17 protein-coding genes and 4 pseudogenes are annotated in these 23445 nt (G+C 44.7%); 11 read left to right on the top strand and 10 right to left on the bottom strand.

Features of this window, described 5'->3' with window-relative positions; all coding sequences use genetic code 11:
* Window positions 1-64: 64 nt before the first annotated feature.
* Entirely contained in the window at window positions 65-562 is a 498-nt protein-coding gene (locus tag NDI35_RS00105; RefSeq protein WP_445310953.1) for a Uma2 family endonuclease, read from the bottom strand.
* Window positions 563-629: 67 nt separating this feature from the next.
* On the opposite strand from NDI35_RS00105, the pseudogene NDI35_RS00100 reads away from it, so the two are divergent.
* A pseudogene (locus tag NDI35_RS00100) lies at window positions 630-1991 on the top strand (IS5 family transposase); the annotation flags it as partial.
* A gap of 192 nt (window positions 1992-2183) precedes the next feature.
* Here the strand turns inward: NDI35_RS00100 and NDI35_RS00095 are convergent.
* A pseudogene (locus tag NDI35_RS00095) lies at window positions 2184-2384 on the bottom strand (Uma2 family endonuclease); the annotation flags it as partial.
* A 293-nt stretch (window positions 2385-2677) separates the two neighbouring features.
* On the opposite strand from NDI35_RS00095, the gene cax reads away from it, so the two are divergent.
* Window positions 2678-3778, top strand: a complete 1101-nt coding sequence (cax, locus tag NDI35_RS00090; RefSeq protein ID WP_333067675.1) for a calcium/proton exchanger — start codon at window positions 2678-2680, stop codon at window positions 3776-3778.
* A 137-nt stretch (window positions 3779-3915) separates the two neighbouring features.
* Here the strand turns inward: cax and NDI35_RS00085 are convergent, their stop codons facing one another.
* Together NDI35_RS00085 and NDI35_RS00080 are read right to left on the bottom strand one after the other, a co-directional pair.
* Window positions 3916-4560: a hypothetical protein gene (locus tag NDI35_RS00085; RefSeq protein ID WP_445310952.1), complete on the bottom strand. Its 645-nt coding sequence runs from the start codon at window positions 4558-4560 to the stop codon at window positions 3916-3918.
* Window positions 4561-4888: 328 nt separating this feature from the next.
* A complete protein-coding gene (locus tag NDI35_RS00080; RefSeq protein ID WP_445310951.1) occupies window positions 4889-6553 on the bottom strand; it encodes a DUF655 domain-containing protein in 1665 nt (554 codons plus the stop codon).
* 191 nt (window positions 6554-6744) lie between these two features.
* On the opposite strand from NDI35_RS00080, the gene NDI35_RS00075 reads away from it, so the two are divergent.
* Complete coding sequence (locus NDI35_RS00075) at window positions 6745-7146, top strand: DUF7682 family zinc-binding protein (protein ID WP_333072821.1); 402 nt, start codon at window positions 6745-6747, stop codon at window positions 7144-7146.
* 92 nt (window positions 7147-7238) lie between these two features.
* Entirely contained in the window at window positions 7239-8429 is a 1191-nt protein-coding gene (locus tag NDI35_RS00070) for a cysteine desulfurase family protein (protein WP_445310950.1), read from the top strand.
* Window positions 8430-8538: 109 nt separating this feature from the next.
* On the opposite strand, the pseudogene tnpC reads toward NDI35_RS00070, so the two are convergent.
* Window positions 8539-9997, bottom strand: a pseudogene (tnpC, locus tag NDI35_RS00065) (IS66 family transposase).
* Between the two features lie 207 nt (window positions 9998-10204).
* On the opposite strand from tnpC, the gene NDI35_RS00060 reads away from it, so the two are divergent.
* From NDI35_RS00060 to NDI35_RS00045, 4 genes are all read left to right on the top strand, one after another.
* A complete protein-coding gene (locus NDI35_RS00060) occupies window positions 10205-11227 on the top strand; it encodes a tetratricopeptide repeat protein (RefSeq protein ID WP_445310949.1) in 1023 nt (340 codons plus the stop codon).
* A gap of 276 nt (window positions 11228-11503) precedes the next feature.
* Window positions 11504-15115 (top strand): CHAT domain-containing protein, encoded by a 3612-nt coding sequence (locus NDI35_RS00055; RefSeq protein WP_445310948.1) that lies wholly within the window; start codon window positions 11504-11506, stop codon window positions 15113-15115.
* A 121-nt stretch (window positions 15116-15236) separates the two neighbouring features.
* Window positions 15237-15596: a hypothetical protein gene (locus tag NDI35_RS00050; RefSeq protein WP_445310947.1), complete on the top strand. Its 360-nt coding sequence runs from the start codon at window positions 15237-15239 to the stop codon at window positions 15594-15596.
* Window positions 15583-17058 (top strand): hypothetical protein, encoded by a 1476-nt coding sequence (locus tag NDI35_RS00045; RefSeq protein WP_445310946.1) that lies wholly within the window; start codon window positions 15583-15585, stop codon window positions 17056-17058. The genes NDI35_RS00050 and NDI35_RS00045 overlap by 14 nt, the downstream gene beginning before the upstream one ends.
* Before the next feature lie 55 nt (window positions 17059-17113).
* On the opposite strand, the gene thiL is transcribed toward NDI35_RS00045, so the two are convergent.
* From thiL to NDI35_RS00030, 3 genes are all read right to left on the bottom strand, one after another.
* The gene (thiL, locus tag NDI35_RS00040; protein ID WP_445310945.1) at window positions 17114-18109 is read right to left on the bottom strand and encodes a thiamine-phosphate kinase; all 996 of its coding nucleotides are present in this window, start codon (window positions 18107-18109) and stop codon (window positions 17114-17116) included.
* A gap of 32 nt (window positions 18110-18141) precedes the next feature.
* Window positions 18142-18456: a hypothetical protein gene (locus tag NDI35_RS00035; RefSeq protein ID WP_190739081.1), complete on the bottom strand. Its 315-nt coding sequence runs from the start codon at window positions 18454-18456 to the stop codon at window positions 18142-18144.
* Window positions 18457-18694: 238 nt separating this feature from the next.
* The gene (locus NDI35_RS00030; protein WP_445310944.1) at window positions 18695-19819 is read right to left on the bottom strand and encodes a peptidylprolyl isomerase; all 1125 of its coding nucleotides are present in this window, start codon (window positions 19817-19819) and stop codon (window positions 18695-18697) included.
* Between the two features lie 424 nt (window positions 19820-20243).
* Here NDI35_RS00030 and efp point away from each other — a divergent pair, with 424 nt between their 5' ends.
* From efp to NDI35_RS00015, 3 genes are all read left to right on the top strand, one after another.
* Window positions 20244-20801 carry an elongation factor P gene (gene efp / locus NDI35_RS00025; protein ID WP_445310943.1) on the top strand — a complete coding sequence of 186 codons (558 nt, stop codon included), beginning with the start codon at window positions 20244-20246 and terminating at the stop codon, window positions 20799-20801.
* Between the two features lie 199 nt (window positions 20802-21000).
* On the top strand, window positions 21001-21558 hold the full coding sequence (gene accB / locus NDI35_RS00020) for an acetyl-CoA carboxylase biotin carboxyl carrier protein (protein ID WP_445310942.1): 558 nt from the start codon (window positions 21001-21003) through the stop codon (window positions 21556-21558).
* A 30-nt stretch (window positions 21559-21588) separates the two neighbouring features.
* On the top strand, window positions 21589-21981 hold the full coding sequence (locus NDI35_RS00015; protein ID WP_006631662.1) for an ArsR/SmtB family transcription factor: 393 nt from the start codon (window positions 21589-21591) through the stop codon (window positions 21979-21981).
* A gap of 129 nt (window positions 21982-22110) precedes the next feature.
* Here NDI35_RS00015 and NDI35_RS00010 read toward each other — a convergent pair whose 3' ends face one another.
* Window positions 22111-22881 (bottom strand): GerMN domain-containing protein, encoded by a 771-nt coding sequence (locus NDI35_RS00010; protein ID WP_445310941.1) that lies wholly within the window; start codon window positions 22879-22881, stop codon window positions 22111-22113.
* Between the two features lie 438 nt (window positions 22882-23319).
* Window positions 23320-23445 (bottom strand): annotated as a pseudogene (locus NDI35_RS00005) (photosystem II q(b) protein); the annotation flags it as partial.

Below are 23445 nucleotides of genomic sequence, written 5' to 3'. Positions count from 1 at the left end.
GATGCAAAGCGGATTTGATCTAACTAATAACAATTAACTCAGGACTTCTGGGTCATCCAAGCTCCTAAATGCGATCGGGATCTACTCCTAATTCTCGCAACCTCACCGCCAATCTTTCAGCACGTTGTTCAAGTTCCTGGAACCGAGCTTGTTCCGCTTTAATCAACCCTTCAACTAATGGCGGAGACAGTATTTCATTCACTGATAATGTCAGATTGGGAAATACTACAGACACCATTTGTTGCCCCGCCCTAAAATCCGTCTGGGTATAGATGTCTTCACCTTCAGTAAAGGCTACAATTCGCACGAGTTCCTTGTTAGGTGTAGGGTCAACAATTACATATTCAGGTACGTTAGCTAGTTCGTAATCAGCTCGTTTAATCACATAATCTGCGCGCCGATTTTGACTCACTACCTCTATGACTAACAGGGGCTTTTCCTCAAAATCGAGGATACCAGAACCTGGTCTAGCAGCAGCTTGTTCCAAAAGACTTTGAGTGCAAACAACTAGGGCTTGCTGAATCAGTGAGAAAAGTAAACAGTGTATGGGTTTTCCGACCAAAAAAGTAGTAAGGGTGCAAGAAAAACAGGTATAATGGCTCAAAACCCGTGCATCACCATTTGCGATCGTGTACCGAAAAGCTGAGCTTACCTCAAGCCCCTCATCCGACTTTGAACTCCCCTTTGAAGGAAGATTGTCAGAAGATAACCGTTGGGTGAAAATGGCTCAACTAATTCCGTGGTCAGAATTTGAATCAGATTATGCTAAAAATTTCCCCACCGAAATGGGAGCACCCGCCAAATCATTTAGGATGGCATTAGGGGCATTAATTATCAAAGAAAAACTCGGAATCAGCGACATAGAAACAGTAGAACAAATCCGTGAAAACCCTTACCTACAATACTTTATCGGTCAATCAACCTACAGTAATGAACCCCCATTTGACCCATCACTATTAGTCTACTTTCGGCAACGAATTAGTGCGAATATAATTAATAAAATCAACGAACGAATGGTGGAAAAAATGCGCGAAACCACCCCAAAGCCGCCTGAAAAAAAAAAGGATTCGGACGCCAAAAATGAATCAACCAATCAAGGAAAATTAATCATAGATGCCACCTGTGCCCCAGCAGATATTAGCTATCCCACCGACTTAGGACTATTAAACAAGGCAAGAATTCACACCGAAAAAATCATCGACATTCTTTATAAATCCCTCAAACTAAAAATCAATAAAAAACCCAGAACCTACCGAAAAATAGCCAGGAAAGACTACTTAGCAGTAGCCAAACAACGACGACCTAAACGAAACAAAAAAATCCAAGCCCTTAAAAAACAACTGCAATATATCAAAAGAAACCTCGCTCATATTGAACAGCTAATCGAATCAGGTGCCACCCTACAAAGTCTGACCAAAAAGCAATATAAAACCTTGCTAGTTCTCACAGAAGTCTATCGGCAACAACTCTGGTTATTGGAAAATAAAAAACAGAGTATATCGGACAGAATAGTAAGTTTAAGCCAACCGCACATCCGTCCCATTGTCAGAGGAAAAGCAGGGAAACCTGTAGAGTTTGGAGCCAAAATATCAGCGAGTTGCAGTGAAGAATATGTATTTTTAGACCGGATAAGTTGGGATAATTTTAACGAATCAGGAGACTTAAAAGCACAAGTAGAAGCATTTAAAAATTATACAGGATGCTATCCAGAATCAGTCCATGCCGATCGCATTTATCGAACCAGGGAAAATCGAGCCTGGTGTAAAGAAAGAGGAATTAGAATCAGTGGTCCCCCTTTAGGAAGGCCACCAGCTAATGTGAGCAAAGAAACAAAGAAACAAGCCTCAGAAGATGAAAGAATTAGAAATGCAATTGAGGGGAAATTTGGACAAGGAAAAAGAAGATTTAGCCTAAATCGAGTGATGGCAAAACTTGATAATACTTCTGAAACAGCCATTGCTATTACTTTTTTAGTAATGAACCTTTCTACCTGATTAAGAGGGGTTTTTTGTGTGTTTTTATGTCACAAACCGAAAATCACACCTATTTACGGTTCACTGATTATTAAAAGCTATAAGTGGGCAAGTTATAGTCAACAAAAACTTATGTTTTGCGGAGCTTGAATAGCCCATTAATTGCAATGCGTGCGGCTGGCTACGTCTACGCGATTTTTCTTAACTTATTCAGTAAACCCCAACTACATCAGGAATCCGAGAGGTATCTTCTTCTGTTCTCACTCCTAAACCTGTTTTTGCTACTAAGTCAAGATTGTGTTCAGCTAGGTAACGCTGCAAGTTGTAAACTAAATATTCGCAAATTTTGATATGTAAAACTGTTGCGGTTGGCAGCGAAATTAATTTGCCTTTGTACAGTTCATATTGTAGCTCGGAATCAGTTTGATAAAATCGGTATTATTCAAATGTCAAGGTGGGTGAAGTGTCAATTTGCTTTGATTCAACAACTGGCACTACAGATTGAGACATATCTTTTCACCGATGTCGATATAATTCTATTATATTTAATCTGCCTCGATCTGCGTGCATTTGCGGTTAAAAATTCCCAATTATCGATCGCACTCGCCACCAGAATTGTCAGAGAATAGTTGAATAGTGTAAAATCAACTTTGCGATCGCCCCGACAACTCGACCTCACCATTCCTTACACCATCCGAGTTCCTATGTCAATCAAAAAAATTCTTTCCATAGCGCTGTTAATTTTCATCCCCATTTCCATCGCCGCTGAGTATTTGCACTGGGGTTCCCTGGCAGTTTTCATCACATCCGCTTTAGGCATTATACCTCTGGCGATTTGGTTGAGTACAGCAACAGAAGAAGTGGCGATCGTTACAGGCCCCTCCATAGGCGGCTTATTAAATGCAGTCTTCGGGAATGCTACGGAATTAATTATTGCCATAGTTGCCCTGAAAGCTGGCTTAATTGACATTGTGAAAGCCAGCATAACCGGTACAATTATTAGCAACTTGCTCTTAGTCATGGGATTTTCCATGCTGTTAGGAGGAATCCGCTACAAAGAACAGGAATTTAAGCCCATTATCGCGCGGGTAAACGGTTCCACAATGACTCTAGCAGTGATTGCCATCCTGCTGCCGACAATGGTAATTTATACCTCGAATGGGGTCGAGCCCGCAGCCATTCAGAATCTTTCCTTAATAACTGCGATCGTCCTAATCGCAGTTTACGCTCTAACTCTGCTATTTTCATTAAAAACTCACAGCTATCTTTACGATGTTGGGTTACTAGAACTAGAATCAGAAAATCCGCAAAATACCAAAGAGGAATCTACTACGCACAAACCGAATTTGTGGCTGTGGATAGGAGTGCTAGTTGCCTCAACTGTTGCCGTTGCTTTTGAATCAGAAATTTTCGTTGGTGTTGTCGAAGAAACTACCAAAGGATTGGGATTGACGCCGCTGTTTACAGGGGTAATTCTGTTGCCGATTGTTGGCGGCGCGGCGGAATATGTAACTGCGGTAGGAGTTGCGATGAAAAACAATATGGATTTGTCAGTTTCTGTCGCGATGGGTTCGAGTTTGCTAGTTGCTTTGCTGGTAGCACCGGTGTTGGTGATTATCGGATTAGTGATTCATCAGCCGATGGATTTAAACTTCAATCCGTTTGAAGTAGTTGCAGTTGCCATCGCAGTGACAATTGCCAATCTAATCAGTCTCGACGGCCGCTCTAATTGGCTTGAAGGAGTGCTGCTTTTAGCAACATACACCGTCTTAGGAGCCGCATTTTACTTTCATCCGATTACTTAAGCCAATAATTTTGTTGCAGGGGCAATCTCCCGTGGTTGCCCCTCTTCCCTTGAAAATAACTTATCTTCTTTCTGGTTTGTTATTCCTCTTAGTCTTTTGCCATTAATTAAAGAAAATATTTTGGGGACAGAAAGTAGTTAGGGACAGCGACACTGTTGAACAGGAAAACACTGTTGCCTGCAACTTCTTTTTCTGCCTTTACGATCGCGACAATCAGAAGTATCTTTACATTCTATCTTATTTTCACAAATTTGCTGACGGGGAAAAGTACCTAAGCTTTGTATAGAAACTTCAGCCGTAAGCGCGCCCTGTTCTATAACTTGGTCATTTTCTTTAATTTCATAGAGAAACTTATTTTCTCCCTCTAAAACCGAAAAAGTTCTTGTTTTGTGACTGTTACCCAACTTAAATCCAAAATCCTCGGAAAACTCCCCTTTGTCGTAACCTCGGTCTGTGTAAGGATATGGGTTAGTTTCCATGCCATCAGTCACATTTTTAATCATTACCCTCCTGTTAGGTCCCGGAGGAGTCCTGCGGGAAACAAATCGAGCGCTTTGCGAATCGGGGGAGATGACAGTACCTGCACACGCACCTACATATTCAACGCGCTTAAATTGAATCAAATTAATATTAAAAGTGTTTTCATTTTTGACCCTAAATTGTGCGTCGTTAGTCTGCTGGGCGCCAACTGTGAAAGCTGCTAGCGTCAAAAAAATTGCCCCCATGAAAATAGCTAGAAATTTGATTTGTGACCTCCCCGTAACAAATCTGGCGTGTTCCATCTCTCTCTACCTCTCATGTGAATAGATAGCATTTTGTTTGGGAGTTATTTTAACTTGAGACGTGAGGTGTTGTCAAAGTGGATCGAATAGGTTTCTAGTGAGGACTTGAGTCTTGGATGCTGAGTTGCGAAAAGAAGGACGGAAGTTATGACTGTGAACTTTTTAGAGTCACGAATGAAGTCCTGATTACTCACATCTTGCACCATTCTGAAGAACAGGCTTTTCGGCCTGTTCCACAAAGAGTGAATTTTCTTGTGGAACAGGCCGAAAAGCCTGTTCCTAAACAAGTAATTGAGAATGGTGCAACATCTCAGGAGTATGAACTTAACTACCAAGTTACTCGATCGCGCCATCTCTCTAAAATCTTGTCCCCGACTCCCTGTACCCGTGCCACATCCTCCAAAGAGGTGAAAGGTTGCTGTTGCCGCGCTGCAATAATTCTCTCGGCTAACTTCGGGCCAACTCCGGGCAAGGTTTCTAATTCTTCCTGAGTCGCGGCATTCAAATTAACTAACTTTTTACCCGCAGCAATTTGAGGTTTAGCACTCGCCGATTTTGATGCTGCTTGTAGTGAATCGCACTCTTTTTTCTTAGCGTCAATTCTCTGTTTGATTCGGGCGGGAATTCCCAAGGTTGCACCTTTGTAAAGCCGATCGAACTCTCGCTCAAAATGGGCTGCAACTACGGGACTCTCGATCGCCAGCAGCGTCTCGTCATTCCCGTGATTTGCCGCCTCACTCCAGTTGTGAGAACCTGTAAGTACCGTTTTGCCGTCCACAACGCCGAATTTGTGGTGCAGGCGATCGCCCATTGGTAACAACGGCACTCCCACCGTAGTCAGCGGCTTTCTCCAAGGGCGATTGTCAGTTTCTAACCCGCAATCTTGCATCAAAGTCGCCCCCATCATATCCAACCCTTCACTGTAAGAGCGATAAATAAAGTTAGAGTCAATTAAAGCTCGCACCGCAACTCCCCGGCTAGCTTGAATTTCCAAAGTATTTGACAACCGCTGAGCCGAAAATACAAACAGTGCCAAATCAACCGACTTTTTCGCACTACTCAAAGTTCGATTTATCAAACCGTTGCTGCTTTTTTCCCAAGGCAAAGTCGCAGTCGTCGGCGAAAATTGCACCGCAACTGTTGAATTCCCTACTCTTACTTTTTGCACTTGACGAAACGGCTTTTTGATGCCAAACTTGCTGTCCGGTTTGCCTTTGGGCCCGTCGCCCCACATGATGTTAAATTCTTGAGTAAATAGTTGCGCTACTTGAGCATTTTCAATTTTTAGCAAATTGTTCGCATTGCCGCGACTTGCGGATGTCTTGAAATCGCCGTGTATATCGCTTGTGGTAAAATTAGCAGAAGTGACGATTACGGTTTTGCCGTCAATTACCACAAATTTGTGGTGCATCAAACCGCTGCCTTTACTGCCGTCAGCAGTATCGTCAATTACAGGAATACCCGCATCCTTGACAATTACCAAAGCATCGTTTTGTTTGATTTCATCGGCACTCAATTTACCGTCTTTATTGCGATCGGCAAGTTGCACAAATTCGTTATAACGATCGCGCTCTCTTTCCGGTAATTTCGCTAACTCCTGAGCTGTAAAATCGCTCCAAGGGCGACTATAGATATGTTCGACAATTAATCTCACTTTAATTCCCGATCGCTGTTGATCGGCCAAAACCCTCGCAATACTGGGCAAGCGAAACTCCTGAACCGCAACATCTACCGTCGATCCAGCATTGGCGATCGCCACAGCGATCGAGTTTTCTAAATCATCTCCAGGTCTAGTTTGCTGGCGGTAAGGCTCTGTATAACTCGAAGCGATCGACTGATTGAAGTATACTTGCAACAAGGGGTCTTGAGGCAATGGAGCCAGACTGAGAGGTAAATTCTGCACGTCTTGCTTTGTTTGTCCGCAGCCCGCCAGATTGAGCGCCACCAGCCCAGCACAACAGAAACCGAGTAAATGATAATACAATACAGCCACAAAATTTTAAAAAATATAGAGGTTATTAGCCATCCCACAGTTCTAAGCTATTGGATCAAGTAAAGTTACAACCTATTAAATTTATGCAAGGGAATAGATTTTGCGTCTTGTAGAACTGCCTCGATGCCGGAAGCATCACTGGTAGGGTAGCAGCATTCAGGGGCGTGGGTCAAACCCTATACCGCTGCTTTATGGCTAAAAGAAAAAGAATTTTTCCGTGCGGTCACAAAGGATATGGTAAAGCGTGCCATCGCTGCACGCAAGAGTTGGTGGCGCAGCAGCATTACGTTGAAGTGTTGACACAAAAACAAACCAAAAAACAAGAGAGGGAAGCATCATTTGCTAGAGATATCATCGATCTCAGAGGTCTGCCCGACCACGTAGTTACTAAAGCCCGCGCAATTATAGCAGCTTTGGGCGAAAATAAGAATTACAGAGATTTCGGCGGCAAACGCCTGCGTCACAACCGTTTGATAATCAGTATTCCTGTAACTCGCAACTACAGAATGCTTTGTGAAGATTGCGGCACTTTCTTAATACCCCAAAAAGTTTTGTCGCACGAAGACTACAACGTCTGCAAACCAGGAAGTTAGCCATCAGTTATTGGTTATTGGTTATTGGTAGCCACTCACAACAGTCAACATTCAACAGTCAACAGTCAACATTCATTAATTAGTTATTTATCATGCAAATTTACCTCGACTATAGTGCCACAACACCCGCACGCCCAGAAGCGATTCAAGCCATGCAAAAAGCCCTGACTCAGCAGTGGGGTAATCCTTCCAGTTTGCACGAGTGGGGACAAAGGGCTGCGACAGCTTTAGAATTAGCAAGAATGCAGGTTGCTAGCTTGATTAACGCGCTACCGGAATCGATAATTTTTACCAGTGGGGGCACTGAAGCGGACAATTTGGCAATAATGGGAATTGCGCGTCTTTATACCAAGCCGCAGCATATCATTATCTCCAACGTAGAGCATTCCGCAGTAGCAGAACCGGCGCGACAACTCGAACAGTTGGGATGGGAAGTGACGCGCCTACCCGTGGATAAATTTGGGCGAATTCACCCTTTGGATTTGCAAGAGTCGCTGCGATCGAATACAGTGTTAATTTCAATCATTTACGGACAAAGCGAAGTTGGGACGCTGCAACCAATAGAGGCATTGGGACAAATTGCGCGCGATCGCAATATCATGTTTCATACCGATGCAGTTCAAGTGGCCGGCAAGCTGCAAGTTGACGTGCAGAAACTGCCCGTAGACTTGCTTTCCCTTTCCAGTCACAAACTTTACGGGCCACAAGGTGCGGGGGCGCTTTACGTGCGTCCGGGAGTAGAATTAGTGCCAATGTTAGGCGGTGGTGGTCAAGAATTGAAACTGCGTTCCGGGACACAAGCGCTGCCGGCAATCGTCGGTTTTGGGGTGGCGGCGGAGTTAGCATTGCAGGAAATAGATGTGGAAACGCCGAGGTTAATTGCATTGCGCGATCGGCTTTTTGACCGATTATCCCACGTACCCAGTTTAGTACCAACTGGCGATCGATATTTCCGACTCCCCCACCACGTCAGTTTTTGCATAGTCTCCCCTTCTTCCCGCCCTTATCAACAGAGAGATACAGAACGAATCACAGGCAAAACTCTAGTGCGGCAGCTAAATTTAGCAGGAATTGGCATTAGTTCCGGTTCTGCTTGTAGCAGCGGCAAACTAACTCCCAGTCCGATATTATTAGCAATGGGATATGACGAAATCGGTGCAGTTGGTGGAATTCGATTGACTCTAGGACGAGAAACCACAGAAGCTGATATTGATTGGACAGTAATTGCGATCGAGCAAATTTTGGATAGATTAATGCCCAAAGTAGCATTGTGTCGGAATTAGAAAACCGGGCGGTTTGTCTGCACACACAATCTAAGAAACCGGGTTTTTTCCGATATCTTTGCCTCCGATCAAATATTCTCGCAAAAACCCGGTTTCTGGCCGTAAGGATTCAGGTCTGTGATTGAGGAATAAGAGAAGGCATAAAAAAGTTACAAGAATGGGCAGATATAGCATCACGGAAAAAAGCCATTGCGCTTTTACCCTGAAACCGACAAGTCTGAATCACAGATAACAAATCAGCAGTTTGTTCAAACCGAGACATTGACCGGGAACCCCCAGATACCTTACGTTTAGTCACGGCTAATCGCAAAGAACGTTCTGCCAAATTATTATCAGGGGGAATTTCCGGATGGTCTAAAAAGTACCACCACTGTTGCGCTTTATCACGCAACGAGCGCAATAACAATCCGGCAGCATGACCCACATGACCTTGCCAAGTATTTAACAATTTTTCCAGCTTGGTCTTAAAGTCCCTCGCCCAAGTCTGATAATCAATCTCTTGGGGGTGTTGCCGCCATTTTTGATGTTGTCGAAATGCCTCATCAATTAATTCCAAAAATGCCTCTGCGACGACAGCATTGTTACCGTGGCCGATTTGCAGAACTTTCTTAAAATGTCGCCGTAAATGGGCTAAACATTTCTGCTGCGCTCCCACGATCACACCGTTATATACGCTAAAATCATCGGAACTCAACACTCCAGCAAATTCATGCCCCAGCATCGTCTCTAATTCGGCTCTACTCCGAGTATCCGCAGCATGAAACAGGCAAAAATCTTGACCCGTAGCTGTCCACAACCATTCTTTGACTCCCTTGACACACCACGGAGTTTCATCGACATGGACGGAAAGCTTGTAATGGTGCCCATTGCCATAAGGCTTCAACGGCGGGTTTGACAGCATCAGCTACCCGCGCATTTGTTGCTTGTAATGTCCCGATCCCAATTTCAATTCCACCTAGTTCGTGCAGAAATTCTTGTTGTTTTTCATAGGATATGTGCCCATAATTACCTAACCAGCTCAATAATGCTTGTAGGTTGATGCTTAAGTCTTGTCCTGGAACTATCCCGGATGCTGGTGAGCCGATTACTATTGCTCCACATTCATGACATTGACATTTGACTCGTCGATATTCCACCACTTCAATAGGTAAGGCAACTAAGCAGGCTACCTGCTGCTTGCTATAACCGATCGCATCACTTAATTCTCTGCTACCACAATGCTCGCAAGAGTCAGGAGTGCTGATTTGATATCTATCTACTCGCCCAAATCCTTTTCGGGTTTTGCCGATATGTCCCGGCTGTCCTCCTGGTTTGCGCTTTGGCTCGGACTCTGACTCTTTTGAGTTGTCAACTTTGGCTGTCTCTGATTTCTGTATCAGATCGCTTGATGGGGGTTTCGATGATGTTTTGCTATTGCTAGGCTGTCTCTCTTGGAGCTTTTCGAGCTGGAGTTGTAATTTTTCAATCAGCTTCTGTTGGGTGAGCACAATTTTGACCAGCTCCTGGTGGCTCAACTGGTCAACCATTTCTAATTTTAGTGCTGCTGATAACTCTGACTTTTCGCTCATCTGACTACATTACCATATTTTTCAGCTCTCACGCTCACTATTTTTTACCTGAATCCTTACTTCTGGCCACCCACCGACAATCTCAGCAACCGGGTTTTTTCCGATATCTTCGCTTCCGATCAAAGATTGTCGCAAAAACCCGGTTTCTGGCCACCCACGCACAACCATGATAAAATAAATCTCGATATTATTCACAACTCCCCAACAATGGAAGAAAGCCGCGCCCAAGCCTACCTAGAACTAATTCACACCCTGCTGAATTGCCCCAACGGCGAAGAACCGCAGATATTACAAGATAACTCAGAATTGTTGGATGTCGAATTTCTGGAAACTTGCGAGTTAGTAGCAGAAAAAATGGCACAGCAAGGAGGACAAAACGGCGCTAATTTCCTGCGGAAGCTGATCGGCCAGCTAGCACCATTAATCGATATCAACGATGGTGATATCTCCGCAGGTGAAAATCCCCAAGAGTATGCAAACTTTATTCTAGAATTATTGCAAGCAGAAGATGGTAGCAATAGCAATACAGCAGTAATTCACTCCATGCTAGCTGAACGAAAACATCTCCTAAATGCTCGTTTTTCTGACATTTTAGAGCAAGTAGTCGAGAGGTTAGTTGGTGGGGAAAATGCAAAAACTATTGATTCAATTGTCAGTCTCGTTGAAGACTTGAGTATTAATATTAGTAATTTTTCCGGTGGGAATAGAGCCGATAATATTGAAATTGCCCTTGCTGCTTATCAACTTGTTTTAAATAATCGGCAACCCGGAAGCCAAAAGTTTGCTCAAACTCAAAACAACTTAGCTGCTGCCTACATTACCAGAATAAAGGGTTCGCGGGCCGAAAATGTGGAAATGGCGATCGCCCTTTATGGCGCTGCTTTAACAGTATATACCCTTGAGGCTTTCCCGGAAGATTGGGCAATGGCTCAAAATAACCTAGCTGCTGCTTACGCCAACAGAATCAACGGTTCGCGGGCGGAAAATATCGATCGCGCGATCGCATTTTTTGAGGCTGCTTTAACTGTTCGTACCCCTGAACACTTTCCTGAAGATTGGGCCATGATTCAATATAATCTAGGTAATGCCTATAATGACAGAATCAACGGTTCGCGGGATGAAAATCTCGAAAAGGCGAGATCCTTTTATCAAGCAGCATTAACAGTATATACCCGTGAGGATTTCCCTGAGTATTGGGCAATGATTAAAAAGAAGCTGGCTAATGCTTAAAGTGATACAGCTTTAACAATCTCAGAAACCGGGTTTTTTCCGACATCTTCGCGCACCATCTCAGAAACCGGGTTTTTTTCTGATATCTTCGCCTCCGATTAAATATCTTCGCAAAAACCAGGTTTCTCGTCACCACGCACCATCTCAGAAATCGGTTTTTTTCCGATATCTTCGCCTCCGATTAAATATCTTCGCAAAAACCCGGTTTCTCGCCACCCAAAAACCCACCCCCAATCATGATAAAATAAATACCGGTGTTATTGACAACTCGCCACAATGGAAGAAACCCGCATCGCAGCCTACGAGCAATTAATTCACACCCTGCTGAATTGCCCCAACGGAGACGAACCGCAGATATTACAGGATAACTCAGAATTATTGGATCGCGGATTTCTGGAAACTTGCGAGTTAGTAGCATCAACCTTGGCAGAACAAGGAGGCGAGAATGGCGCTAACTTCCTCCGAAATCTCGCCAGTCAGCTAGGGCAATTCATCGATATGAACGATGGCGGAGATAGCAATAACTCTCAAGGTGAAAATCCCCAAGAATATGCAAACTTTATCCTAGAATTATTGCAAGCAGAACAAGATAGCAAGGGCGATATTCAAGTAATTTACCCCATGCTCGATCAACGGCAACATCTCCTCAATGCCCGTTTTGCCGAAACTTTACAGCAATTAGCCGAGAAGTTACTTGATGGCGAAAATCCAGAAACAATTAGCTCAATTGTCGGCCTCATTGGAAAATTGAGTATTGATATTAGTAACTTTTCCCGTGGGAATAGAGCGAATAATATTGAAATTGCTATTACTGGTTATCAACTATTGTTAAGTAATCTGGAACCGGGGAGTGAAAAATATGCTCAAATTCAAAATAGCCTAGCTAATGCCTACAGAAACAGAATCAAGGGTTCGCGGGCGGATAATCTGGAACGGGCGATCGGCTTTTATGAGGCAGCTTTAACAGTCTATGCCCTTGAGAATTTCCCTGAAAATTGGGCAATGATTCAAAATAACCTAGCTATTGCCTACAGTGAGAGAATCAACGGTTCGCGGGCAGAAAATCTGGAACGGGCGATCGGCTTTTATGAGGCAGTTTTAACAGTTTATACCCTTGAGGATTTCCCTGAAAAATGGGCAGAGATTCAAAATAACCTAGCTAATGCCTACTTATACAGAATCAACGGTTCGCGGGCCCAAAATCTGGAACGGGCGATCGCATTTTATGACGCTGCTTTAACAGTTCGTACCCTTGAGGATTTCCCTGAAAAATGGGCAGAGACTCAAAATAACCTAGCTCTTGCCTACAGTGATAAAATCAAGGGTTCACGGGCCCAAAATCTGGAACGGGCGATTGGCTTTTATAACGCTGCTTTAACAGTTTATACCCTTGAGGATTTTCCTGAAAATTGGGCAAGGACTCAAAATAACCTAGCTAATGCCTACAGTGATAAAATCAAGGGTTCGCGGGCCCAAAATCTGGAACAGGCGATCGGCTTTTATGAGGCAGCTTTAACAGTTTATACCCTTGAGGATTTCCCTGAAAAATGGGCAACGACTCAAAATAACCTAGCTAATGCCTACAGTAACAGAATCAACGGTTCGCGGGCGGATAATCTGGAACGGGCGATTGGCTTTTATAACGCTGCTTTAACAGTTTATACCCTTGAAGATTTCCCTGAAAAATGGGCAATGACTCAAAATAACCTAGCTCTTGCCTACAGTGATAAAATCAAGGGTTCGCAGGCGGATAATCTGGAACGGGCGATTGGCTTTTATAACGCTGCTTTAACAGTTTATACCCTTGAAGATTTCCCTGAAAATTGGGCAATGACTCAAAATAACCTAGCTCTTGCCTACAGTGATAAAATCAAGGGTTCGCAGGCCCAAAATCTGGAACAGGCGATCGGCTTTTATGAGGCAGCTTTAACAGTTTATACCCTTGAGGATTTCCCTGAAAATTGGGCAATGACTCAAAATAACCTAGCTAATGCCTACAGAAACAGAATCAACGGTTCGCGGGCGGATAATTTGGAACGGGCGATCGGCTTTTATGAGGCAGCTTTAACAGTTTATACCCTTGAGGATTTCCCTGAAGATTGGGCAATGACTCAAAATAACCTAGCTAGTGCCTACTTATACAGAATCAACGGTACGCGGGCGAATAATCTGGAACGGGCGATCGGCTTTTATGACGCTGCTTTAACAGTTCGTACCCTTGAGGCTTTCCCGCTCAATAATGTAGAAACCTTAAATAACCGGGGCTGGACTTATCTGGAAAAACTAGACAACATCAACCAAGAAAAACCAGAAGACACCAACCAAAAAGCAGCAACTCTCCAAAGTGCCTACAATACCTTTAAAAATGCCATAACCGGAGCCACCAAATTACGAGAGTTAGAATCGGGGGATGAAACCAAGCAAAAACACGATTTGCAGTGGGATAGACTCTACAAAGGTATGGTGCAAGTATGCCTCGATCGCCAAAGCAACCAAGAAGCACTAGAATATGCCGAAGCCAACAAAGCCCGCAACCTTGCCGAAGTCATCGCCCAAAAACAGGAAACCCCCCAAGTCCTAAAACCCATTACATTCACCGAAATTACCCAACTCCTCACCCCAGACACCGCCTTAATTGAGTGGTACATCACCGACAAAGAAATCATCACCTTTGTCCTCACTTACCCCGACGTGCTGACAGTGCATCGCAATCGTCAATGCGATGAATTAATCGACTTAGTTAACGACTACCGCGCCGACTACAAAAAAAGCAAAACCCACTGGCAAACCAAACTCTCCGACTATCTCCAGCGTCTTGCCGAAATCCTCCAAATCACCACAATTCTGCCCTCAGAAAATACCCGCTTAATCCTAATTCCCCACTGGATGCTGCACCTGTTCCCCCTCCACGCCCTACCCCTAACTGACGACGAATTCTTGTTAGATAGATTCACCCAAGGAATTCAATACAGCCCCAGTTGCCAACTCCTGCAACAGATTACAATCCAGCCGAATTTTGACCAACTCCTCGCCCTGCAAAACCCCACCTTGGATCTTCCATACACCGATGTGGAAGTGGCCAGCATCGCCCCCAAATTCGCCATCAGTCAAATTCTTCCGGGTTCACAAGCGAGTAAAACTAATCTTTTGGAACAATATTTAGAGCAGTTAGAAAATGCTCATTGCGCGCATTTTTCCTGTCACGGCTCGTTTAATGCTGACGATCCGCTGAAGTCGTTTCTGATTTTGTCAGGGGGTATCATCGCGGCAGATCCCGTAGGGGTAGTGCCCCCGTGCCTACCCCTTCCCACCACAGAGGGCGGGCACGGGGGCACCGCCCCTACCAGCGCCGATGAAAACAATGATCCCGTAGGGGTAGTGCCCCCGTGCCTACCCCTCCCTGAGCGTTATGTTGAATGGCGCGAAGGCAAAACAGCCGATATTGACAAATGCCTGACTTTGGCTGAAATTTTCCGACTGCGATTCAAACAGTGCCGCCTCGTGGTGCTTTCCGCCTGCGAAACCGCGCTAATTGATACGCAGAATCGCTCCGATTATATTGGATTACCGACGGGATTTCTCTACGCGGGAGCAATGGGAACTTTGGCCAGTCTTTGGGCTGTCAATGACCTCTCAACTGCCTTGATCATGGTAAAATTCTATGAGGTACTGCAACCTGGAGTTAGCATTGGTCAAGCCCTCCACGATACCCAGCGCTGGTTTAAGTCGGCCACTACTTCTGATTTGCTAGAATGGGTGGAAGGTTCGGAGAGTTTCGAGGCTTCCCAGCAAAAGCGGATACTCAAGGAATTAGGCGGATACGATGTGGGTGAAAAACCCTACGGCGATGTTTATCATTGGGGAGCATTTTGTGCGATCGGCTTATAGTTCGGGGGCGGGTTACTGAGCGTAGTCGAAGTATATGAGATGATTGATTTTCGGCAATTATTGTTGGTGAAAACCGCCTCTACAGCACTTGACATTGTACATCCATTTGTGAGGTAAATTTATGAGTGAAAATGAAGTCGATATTTTGTCCCAAATCTACACAGCCATTACCACCGCACCTGCAATTCTTACTCCCCCATTTATCGAAGAATTAATTACCAAAATTCTACCTTTGGCAGAATCTGGTGCCGACAATGATACAGTAGAAAATGCTATCAATCTACTCTATCGCCAGTTTAAAGATGTCCGAGACAAAATCAAAGCTCTCAAACGCAAAAATCTCGATGATGCAGAATCCGAAGTCACACCGGGCTATGACACACTCACGAATACCTATCCTGATATCAAAAAGCTAGAAGCAAACTTGAAAACACGCCTTGATCAAGGCTCAAATCCCCCCGCACCAGATGCTAAAAATTGACCATCCCCAAATCTATATCTACAGCTACCAACTCAGCAGCGAAAGCAAAACCGAAGCTAACTCAATCTGGACTTGGGCAAATAACTTCTGGCAACATTTTAGCCCCGACAAAAGCAAAGTTTTTTCTCAAGCAAACCTCAGTTATCCCCTCACGAGAGCCGAGAAATTCACGCATTCAAATCAAATCAATGGTTCTTTAAAATTTTGCCGTCTCGATGATAGTGAAGGCATTTTAGGGAGAATTGGCAGCCCAGAAACTGAGGAAAACAAAGACCTAGAAATTACAGCATTAAAACAATTTAGTGTTAATAATCTCCTAGTTGCTGATAGTCATGAAAATTGGCTAGGACAAACCATTTTGATTACTTACAAATCAAAAACTTATCAACAGCCAAGTAAAAATGACTTCCGCCAAGTTGCAGATGAATGTTTAAAGCATCTCTTCCCAGAAGTATCTGTGCGTCCACCTTTTTATCATGCTGATGAATTATTCGATTCTCCGATTTTTGAGTATAGTTCTCCCAAAAAGGAAATACAGGTGTTTGTTTATCTGGTTGATGATGACATTGAGGGAAAATTAGCCAAGATTGTTCAACCTTTGTTTGAGCTATTTTATCACCGCCATAAAATCACTAAAGCTTTTATTGATAGTCGCAGAAATTACGCTCTACTTAAGGAACGATATTTAGAAATTGAGCAAACAATTGAAAGCTTGGAAACAAAAATTACAGAAGTGACTCGGATTGGATTGCCAACCGAGGTTAATTCGGGGCCAAGTGTTAATATAGATGAATCTTTAAAGTATCTAAAAATCAAACTAAAAGAGTTACTTCGAGAAAGTTTGAATTATGAAAGAGCATTGGAATATTTAGAAGATTTCAATAACACGATTAGTATTCAGGTTTATAATTATCAAGAAAAGTTGTTGCAAATTGGCGATAAATGGCAATTATCTCCTGATAAATTGACAACATTTAAGTTTTTTGTTGATAGAAGTTGTCGGTATTTTCAAGAACAAATTAAGGGAGATTTAGGCTATTTTAAACATGGCACTGATTTGATTAAAATTGCGGTAGATTTAGTGGGAGGAATTGTAGAAATTGAACAAACAGAAAGCGATCGCTCTTTGGAAAAAACTATTCAAATATTAGGTGCTGGCTTAGGGGCTGGAGGGATTGTGGTTTCTGCTGTTTCTGCTTATGTTCAGACACCCCTAGTTATCAGAATACCTCAAGCGGGCGATCGCATTCATCCTGCTATAGCTAGCCTGTTGTGGAGTCTCCTGGCTGTGGTAATTGTTGCTGGAGTTGTTGGTTTGATTAATGGGAAATGGAAAATTAATGGTAGATTGAGATTGCTGGGTCGTAACTCAGTTTCACAATTACGCGCTTCCCAAAGTCCACCAGTTAATCCTACCTCGTCGGAGGTGGAAGAACTGTCGAATCAGGAACCGGGCGGTTGAAACCGCGGCTACACAAACGATGTCCGCGCAACGCGAGACTAAGATAAGAGATAATTCAGAAGTGTTGAAATCCTCGATCGAGCTTTAATATAGCATCAGGATAAATATCGGTGCTATCAGTCAACCAGATATCGGTGCTCTCAGTAGCGATTCCCACAATCGCGGCTCCATTTCCTATTTTTTCCACTAATAACTGAGCATTCGCGATGGGCAAAAACAGCACTAACTCGAAGTCTTCTCCGCCGTATAATGCCCAATCTAAAGCTTTTTCGGTTGATACGATTTCGCTGAAAATATCGGGAATTGGTAGTTTTGTGCGATCGACCTTTGCGCCAATACCGCTAGCCCGACAAATTTGAATAATCGCATCAGCTAAACCGTCGCTGCTGTCCATTCCGGCGATGGAAAACTCACCCGCAGAATCTAAAATTTCCCAAACAACCGGCAAAACATCCAGCCTCGGTTTAGGGCGCTGGTGGGCGAGAATTAAGGAAGCTCGATCGACTTCTGTAAGATTTTGCCCGAATTCTGGATTTAACAGCAATTCTAATCCCGCGCGGGAGGCTCCGTGAACCCCAGTAGCCACAATCGCCCAACTCGATCGCGCATTTGACCGACTAATGGTACGATCGCACTCAACTTGTCCAAAAGCCGTAATCGCCACAGTCACCACGGGCGATCGCACAACATCGCCACCGACGATCGGCGTATGATATTCTTGCAAGCAAGCCGTCATCCCCCGATAAAACTCTTCAACCCACTCCACAGCCGTATCCGCCGCCACAGCGAGGGCTACAGTCACCGCCAGAGGCTTTGCTCCCATAGCCGCCAGATCCGACAAATTCGCGGCTGCGGCGCGCCATCCTGCGTAATAAGGCCCCGTAGTGCGATCGCTAAAATGCACTCCATCCACCAACATATCTGTAGTGATAGCGAGAGATTGGTTGGCATTTGTAGCCATGACAGCGCAATCATCACCCACTATCTCTGCAGGGCAGAATTTTTGCAATATTCTTAAAAGGCCTTGTTCACCGATATCTTTAACTTGCATAAATTTGAATTAGTCGATCGCACTTTCTCACTTCACCATTCCTTACCCGAACTCGGTGGCAAGCGCAACCTAGGAAACCTATAAAAAGTATCCCCTTCATCATCTACCTCTAAAACCGCCGAAAAAATTTTAACTTGCCGAGTTAAATACTGCTGAGCCACTTCAGCCTCAACCCTAGCATTAGCCGCCAGTTGAATCAACGAAATTTGACTGTTTTGAGTTTCCAATAACTGATAAAAAGCCTCATCCAACCGCTGTTTTTGCTTGCTTTCATTCACATTTTTCACAATCAACAAGCCTGCGAATCCGCCCAAACCCATTACCAATAAAAATTGTAAAATAGCCATATTCTCGATTTAATTCCTAATTTCAATAACGAAACTATAAAAATTATCTCTTCTTCCCGCCCGCTGAGGCGGGATGTATCTGTGCAGAAGCGATTTCAATCTCCTTCACCATCTAGAAACGATTTCAATCGCAGTCACTCTTGATTTTTTCAGCCCGCGCAGGCGGGCTTTGTTTGTGTAAAACCGATTTCAATCGCCGTCACTTTTGACAAGCAGCGATTTCAATCGCCGTCATTAATTAAACTTGAGGTCGCACCAAATTTTCGATTCCTTTAACTACCTTAGCAGATACAATCTTGTCTCCCTGCTTTAGTTGCTCCAAAACTTCTTTTCCTTCAATCATGTAACCAAAAACAGCATAGCGACCGTCCAACAGATTCAGGCCAGCGGGAGTGAGTTCAGGTTCAAACAAGAAAAAGAAAAACTGAGAAGAAGCGCTGTCTGGTTCAGTTTCAGTGCGGGCCATCGCCACCGTACCGAAAGCAGAAAAAGGCAAAACAGGTTCGTCGCGATAACGCCCCGCATCTTCTAGAGTAATCCCGTAAATAGGTTCTTTTTCCTCCCTGACGAGCACTTCTAGCGGTATATTCCGGTATTTGCCAGTAGCTGGGTCAATAAAACCAACCTCCTTGCCTTCGGGGTCTCCCGTTTGCAAAACGTAGGATTCTTCCGATCGAATAAACGGCAAACCGTCATAAAAACCTCGATCGACCAAATCCACAAAATTACCAGCCGTAACCGGGGCGCTGTAGCCGTCAACCACAACAGTAATTTCCCCTTTTTCAGTTTGTACAGCCACAGTAGCGCGCCCTTTGAGTTGAGGCAGATTAGCATACTTGGCCGGCACCTCAAATGGAAACTTTGTCACCATCAACTCTTCGAGTTCGCCTACGGAACCTAGGATTGTGGATTTCAAGTCAATCACTTTGTCCCTGTCTTTAGACTCAACAGCCTTTTCCAGTTGAGCAACTTTCTCCTTGACTCCTGCAACTAGCGCCTCAGCTTCCGGCTTTTTGGCGTCGGGAATACTCTCTAAAAGGTCAGATTCGCGAAGGTTGAGAATCCTGGAAGCCTTGCTGACATCGCTGCTAATGGGCCCCCAACGTTTTGCCCGTATGTGGTTATTAATGTCTTCGAGACTGATTTGCAAATCTCGCACAGTCTGATTGTCAATAGGTAAAGCGAAGCGCAGCAGCGCCCTGCCGTCCGTAATCGCATTCCCTGCAGGCATACTGCTGCTGGGGCGTTTGGCATGGGAGACTGCACTGAAACTCAGGGAGAGAGTGAACAGCAGAAGCGCTAAAGCGACGGTTTTGCCCCAGCGCTTGCACGTATCGATCGAGAAATTAGGCCAATGCAACATAACTTTAACTTTTATTGCCTCTATTATCTTCCCACAGCGCTGTCGGCCTTCTGAGCTGCTACCCATCTAAAGTGTCTGTTCCTTCGGCCCGGGAGGGAGATGCCGACTAACAACAGTCAACAGTCAACTGACAACAGCCCACTGCCATTAACATTTCAGTAAAGCACTTGCTCCCTTTGAACGGTAAAATAAAATGCCAATTGCTTTTTGATGCCGTCAGCTAGACTGCAGCTTTAACCTGACCCGCTCAAAAACGGATACAATCCCCAGACTCCTGTCGTGGAGAGATGAAAATTTTAGACCAAGGTTCAATCTCCCAAATTCATCTGTGGAGTAAATCTAAAATCTAAAATCTAAAATCTAAAATCGACTGACTGTAGTTCCCCCGTGCCTCAAGGCGACGGGATTGCCCGCAAAAATTTATATGATCTCCAGTAACGACTTTCGACCAGGTGTTTCAATTGAATGGAATAACGGCGTGTGGCGGGTTATCGAATTCCTCCACGTCAAGCCAGGAAAAGGCTCGGCTTTCGTGCGGACAAAATTAAAAAACGTCCAAACCGGAAACGTAGTAGAACAAACCTTCCGGGCGGGCGAGACAATGCCTCAAGCCAACCTGGAAAAGAGTGTGATGCAGCATACCTATAAAGAGGGCGACGATTTCGTCTTTATGGATATGGAAACTTACGAGGAAAGTCGCCTTAGTGCTAAGCAAATAGGCGATCGTGTCAAGTACCTCAGTGAAGGGATGGAAGTCAACATCCTGCGCTGGAACGACCAAATCCTGGAAGTGGAACTTCCCAACTCTGTGGTCTTGGAAGTGCTGCAAACCGATCCCGGAGTCAAAGGAGATACTGCCACCGGTGGCAGCAAACCCGCGATCGTCTCCACCGGAGCTCAGGTTATGGTGCCTCTATTTATTTCCATTGGAGAACGGATTCGGATTGATACTCGTGAAGACAAGTACCTCGGCCGAGAGTAGAAACGAGGAAGGAAAAGGGAGTTTTTAGTTTTTAGTTCTGAGTTATGAGTTAAAGAAGTGCAAATTCAATACTCATTGCTCACAGCTTAAAAACTATCCCTTTTGCCTCCAAAGTCGTTGATGCTCCTAGCTTCGCCTGATTCTGAATTTTCAATTCTCAATTCTCAATTTTCAATTCTCAATTACCCTTGAATCTGCTGTGCAACTAGACTTAAACCAGCTTTGTGACTTGCTAACTGTATTAGACAAAACTGGCATTTCGGAACTGACATTAAAAAGTGGGGATATTGAACTGACAGTACGCAAAGGCAGTCTGGCAAGTTCACCAGGCACCTCTGCTGCTCTCCCTGCTGCCGTGGCGACAGTCGCTCCGAGCGCGTTGGCCGCTGTTGCTAGCCCCACATTAGCGTCACCTCCTGCTGTTGACCAAAATTTAGCAGCGGATCTGGCTGCCCCTGTACCCGTCGCCCCTGTCGCCGTACCTGCTGCCGTACCTGCTTCTGTCGATACGAAATGGGTGCCAATTATCTCGCCGATGGTAGGAACCTTTTATCGCGCTGCGGCCCCTGACGAGCCGCCTTTTGTCAATGTGGGCGATCGCATCAAGGTCAATCAGACAGTCTGTATTATCGAAGCGATGAAGCTGATGAACGAGATCGATGCTGATGAAGTCTCCGGTCAAGTGATGGAAATTTTAGTTCAAAATGGCGAACCTGTCGAATACGGTCAAGTGTTGATGCGAATTAATCCGGATTAAAGGATTACTTTATTGTTATGGACAGAATAAATGCTAATATTTCCCGATCACTTCTCTCCGGTGAGTTTGATGAAGTCATCCCAGCCTGTCCCGCAAGAGGTCGTGCAACAAGTTGCTGAGTATTTCAGTATTTTGAGCGAACCCATGCGTTTACGAATTTTGAACTTGCTTCGCGACGGCGAAAAATGCGTGCAAGAATTGGTGGAAGCTACTCAAACGAGTCAAGCCAATGTTTCTAAGCACCTAAAACTCATGCTCCAAGCTGGTATCCTCACTCGCCGGAGTGAAGGAACTTCAGCTTATTATAAGGTGCAAGACGAGTTAATTTTTGAGCTGTGTAATATGGTGTGCGATCGGCTTGCCAGCAGGATCGAACAGCAAGCCCTACACTTTCGGGCATTTAGTCTAACTACGAAGCACTGAAAATTAGTGCCCAGCCCCCAGTCATGAGTCATCAGCCATGAGTCATCAGTTATCAATCCCTACTCTCTGCCTTCAGACCGGTTACTAATGACTCCTAACTAATGACTCCTAACTAATGACTCATAATTACTAAAGGGGAAAATTTTTGTCAAAACTTTGGCGGGTACTCGGCTGAGCCACCTCCAAACCTTCGCCGCCTAAAAGTTCTAAAGGCTTCCCTTCCACCGAAATCCAAACCTTGGTATTCGGTTGTAAACTCGTAGCCGTATAGATAACTTGCCCTAACCGGCCAGTCATCGAATTGCTCCCTCCCCCCGAAGTAAATTCGGCCGACAAATCGACATAAACTCCGTCATTCTTAACACTCAAACCCCTGAGTTTTGTCCCCTTCGGAATTTCGCTAGAAACAGTTCCATCCTTCGGCCCAGCCAACAAACTGTTAAAAGCAGCTTGTAAAGCTGCATCAGGCTTGTCAGCTTGTTTGACAGCTACTTTCGTAGGAACTGCCTCAAATTTACCGCTGGCATCTTTAACCCAGTAGACTTGCACTGTCTGGACATCAGTCTGCGGCAAAGGCTTTGGCTGCGAGGACTTTGGCACCAGAGCGTTAGGCGTCTGAGCGTTAGGCGTCTGAGCGTTAGGCGTCTGAGCGTTAGGCGTCTGAGCAGTAGGGGCTGGGACAGGAGTTGGAGGGGGCACCGGGATAATTACAACAGGCGATTCCGCAGGACTTGGGGACAGCGCCGGAGCGTTAGTCGGAGCGGAAGACTGTGTGTCTGCGGGAGTTTGCGAACGATTCGCCGTCCACCAGGCAATGCCCCCACCCGCCACTAAAGCCAATCCGCAAACACCAGCAATCACTGCGGTGGAGACGCGGCGTACTTCTTGTCCATCTTTCATAATACAAATTCTCCTTACAGATAGAGCGCTTGGGACGGTGAGGAGCGACTCCTGATCAGCTACATTTGTCTATGGTTAGATTCGGGAATTGACACAATTGCATTGCTGCTAGCGAACACTTTATAGCAAGCCCAACATATTCTGAATCCGACTATTGGAATCCTAGACCATAATATAAGATTTCGCCCGTGGAGTATGTCACAGTATCTCGATCGGCCTAGTGGCTATATTCTATAGTAATCATAAAAAATTAAAGAATAAAGGAAGAAAAAATAAGTAAAAAGGAAGAAGGAAAGCAACGAATGGATGTAACGGAGGTAAACGGGGTAACGGATTTAAGGGATTTAACGGATAGAAGCCGGTCTCTAAAAATATTTTTCCCCAAACAAAAAGCGCCCCTATTACTAGGAGCGCTTTTTGTCAATCGATAGCTAAAACTTAGCCATTGATAGAAGGAGCAACCATTGCCACTGGAGTGACTTCACTAGCAGCCAAATCAAGCGGGAAGTTGTGAGCATTGCGCTCGTGCATTACTTCCATACCCAAGTTAGCGCGGTTGATGAC

The sequence above is a fragment of the Microcoleus vaginatus FACHB-2002 genome (assembly GCF_040004035.1).
In the GTDB taxonomy this organism is placed as follows: Bacteria; Cyanobacteriota; Cyanobacteriia; order Cyanobacteriales; family Microcoleaceae; genus Microcoleus; species Microcoleus vaginatus_C.
The sequence above is the reverse complement of the archived record's forward strand: the minus strand, read 5'-3'. Positions and strand labels throughout refer to the sequence as shown.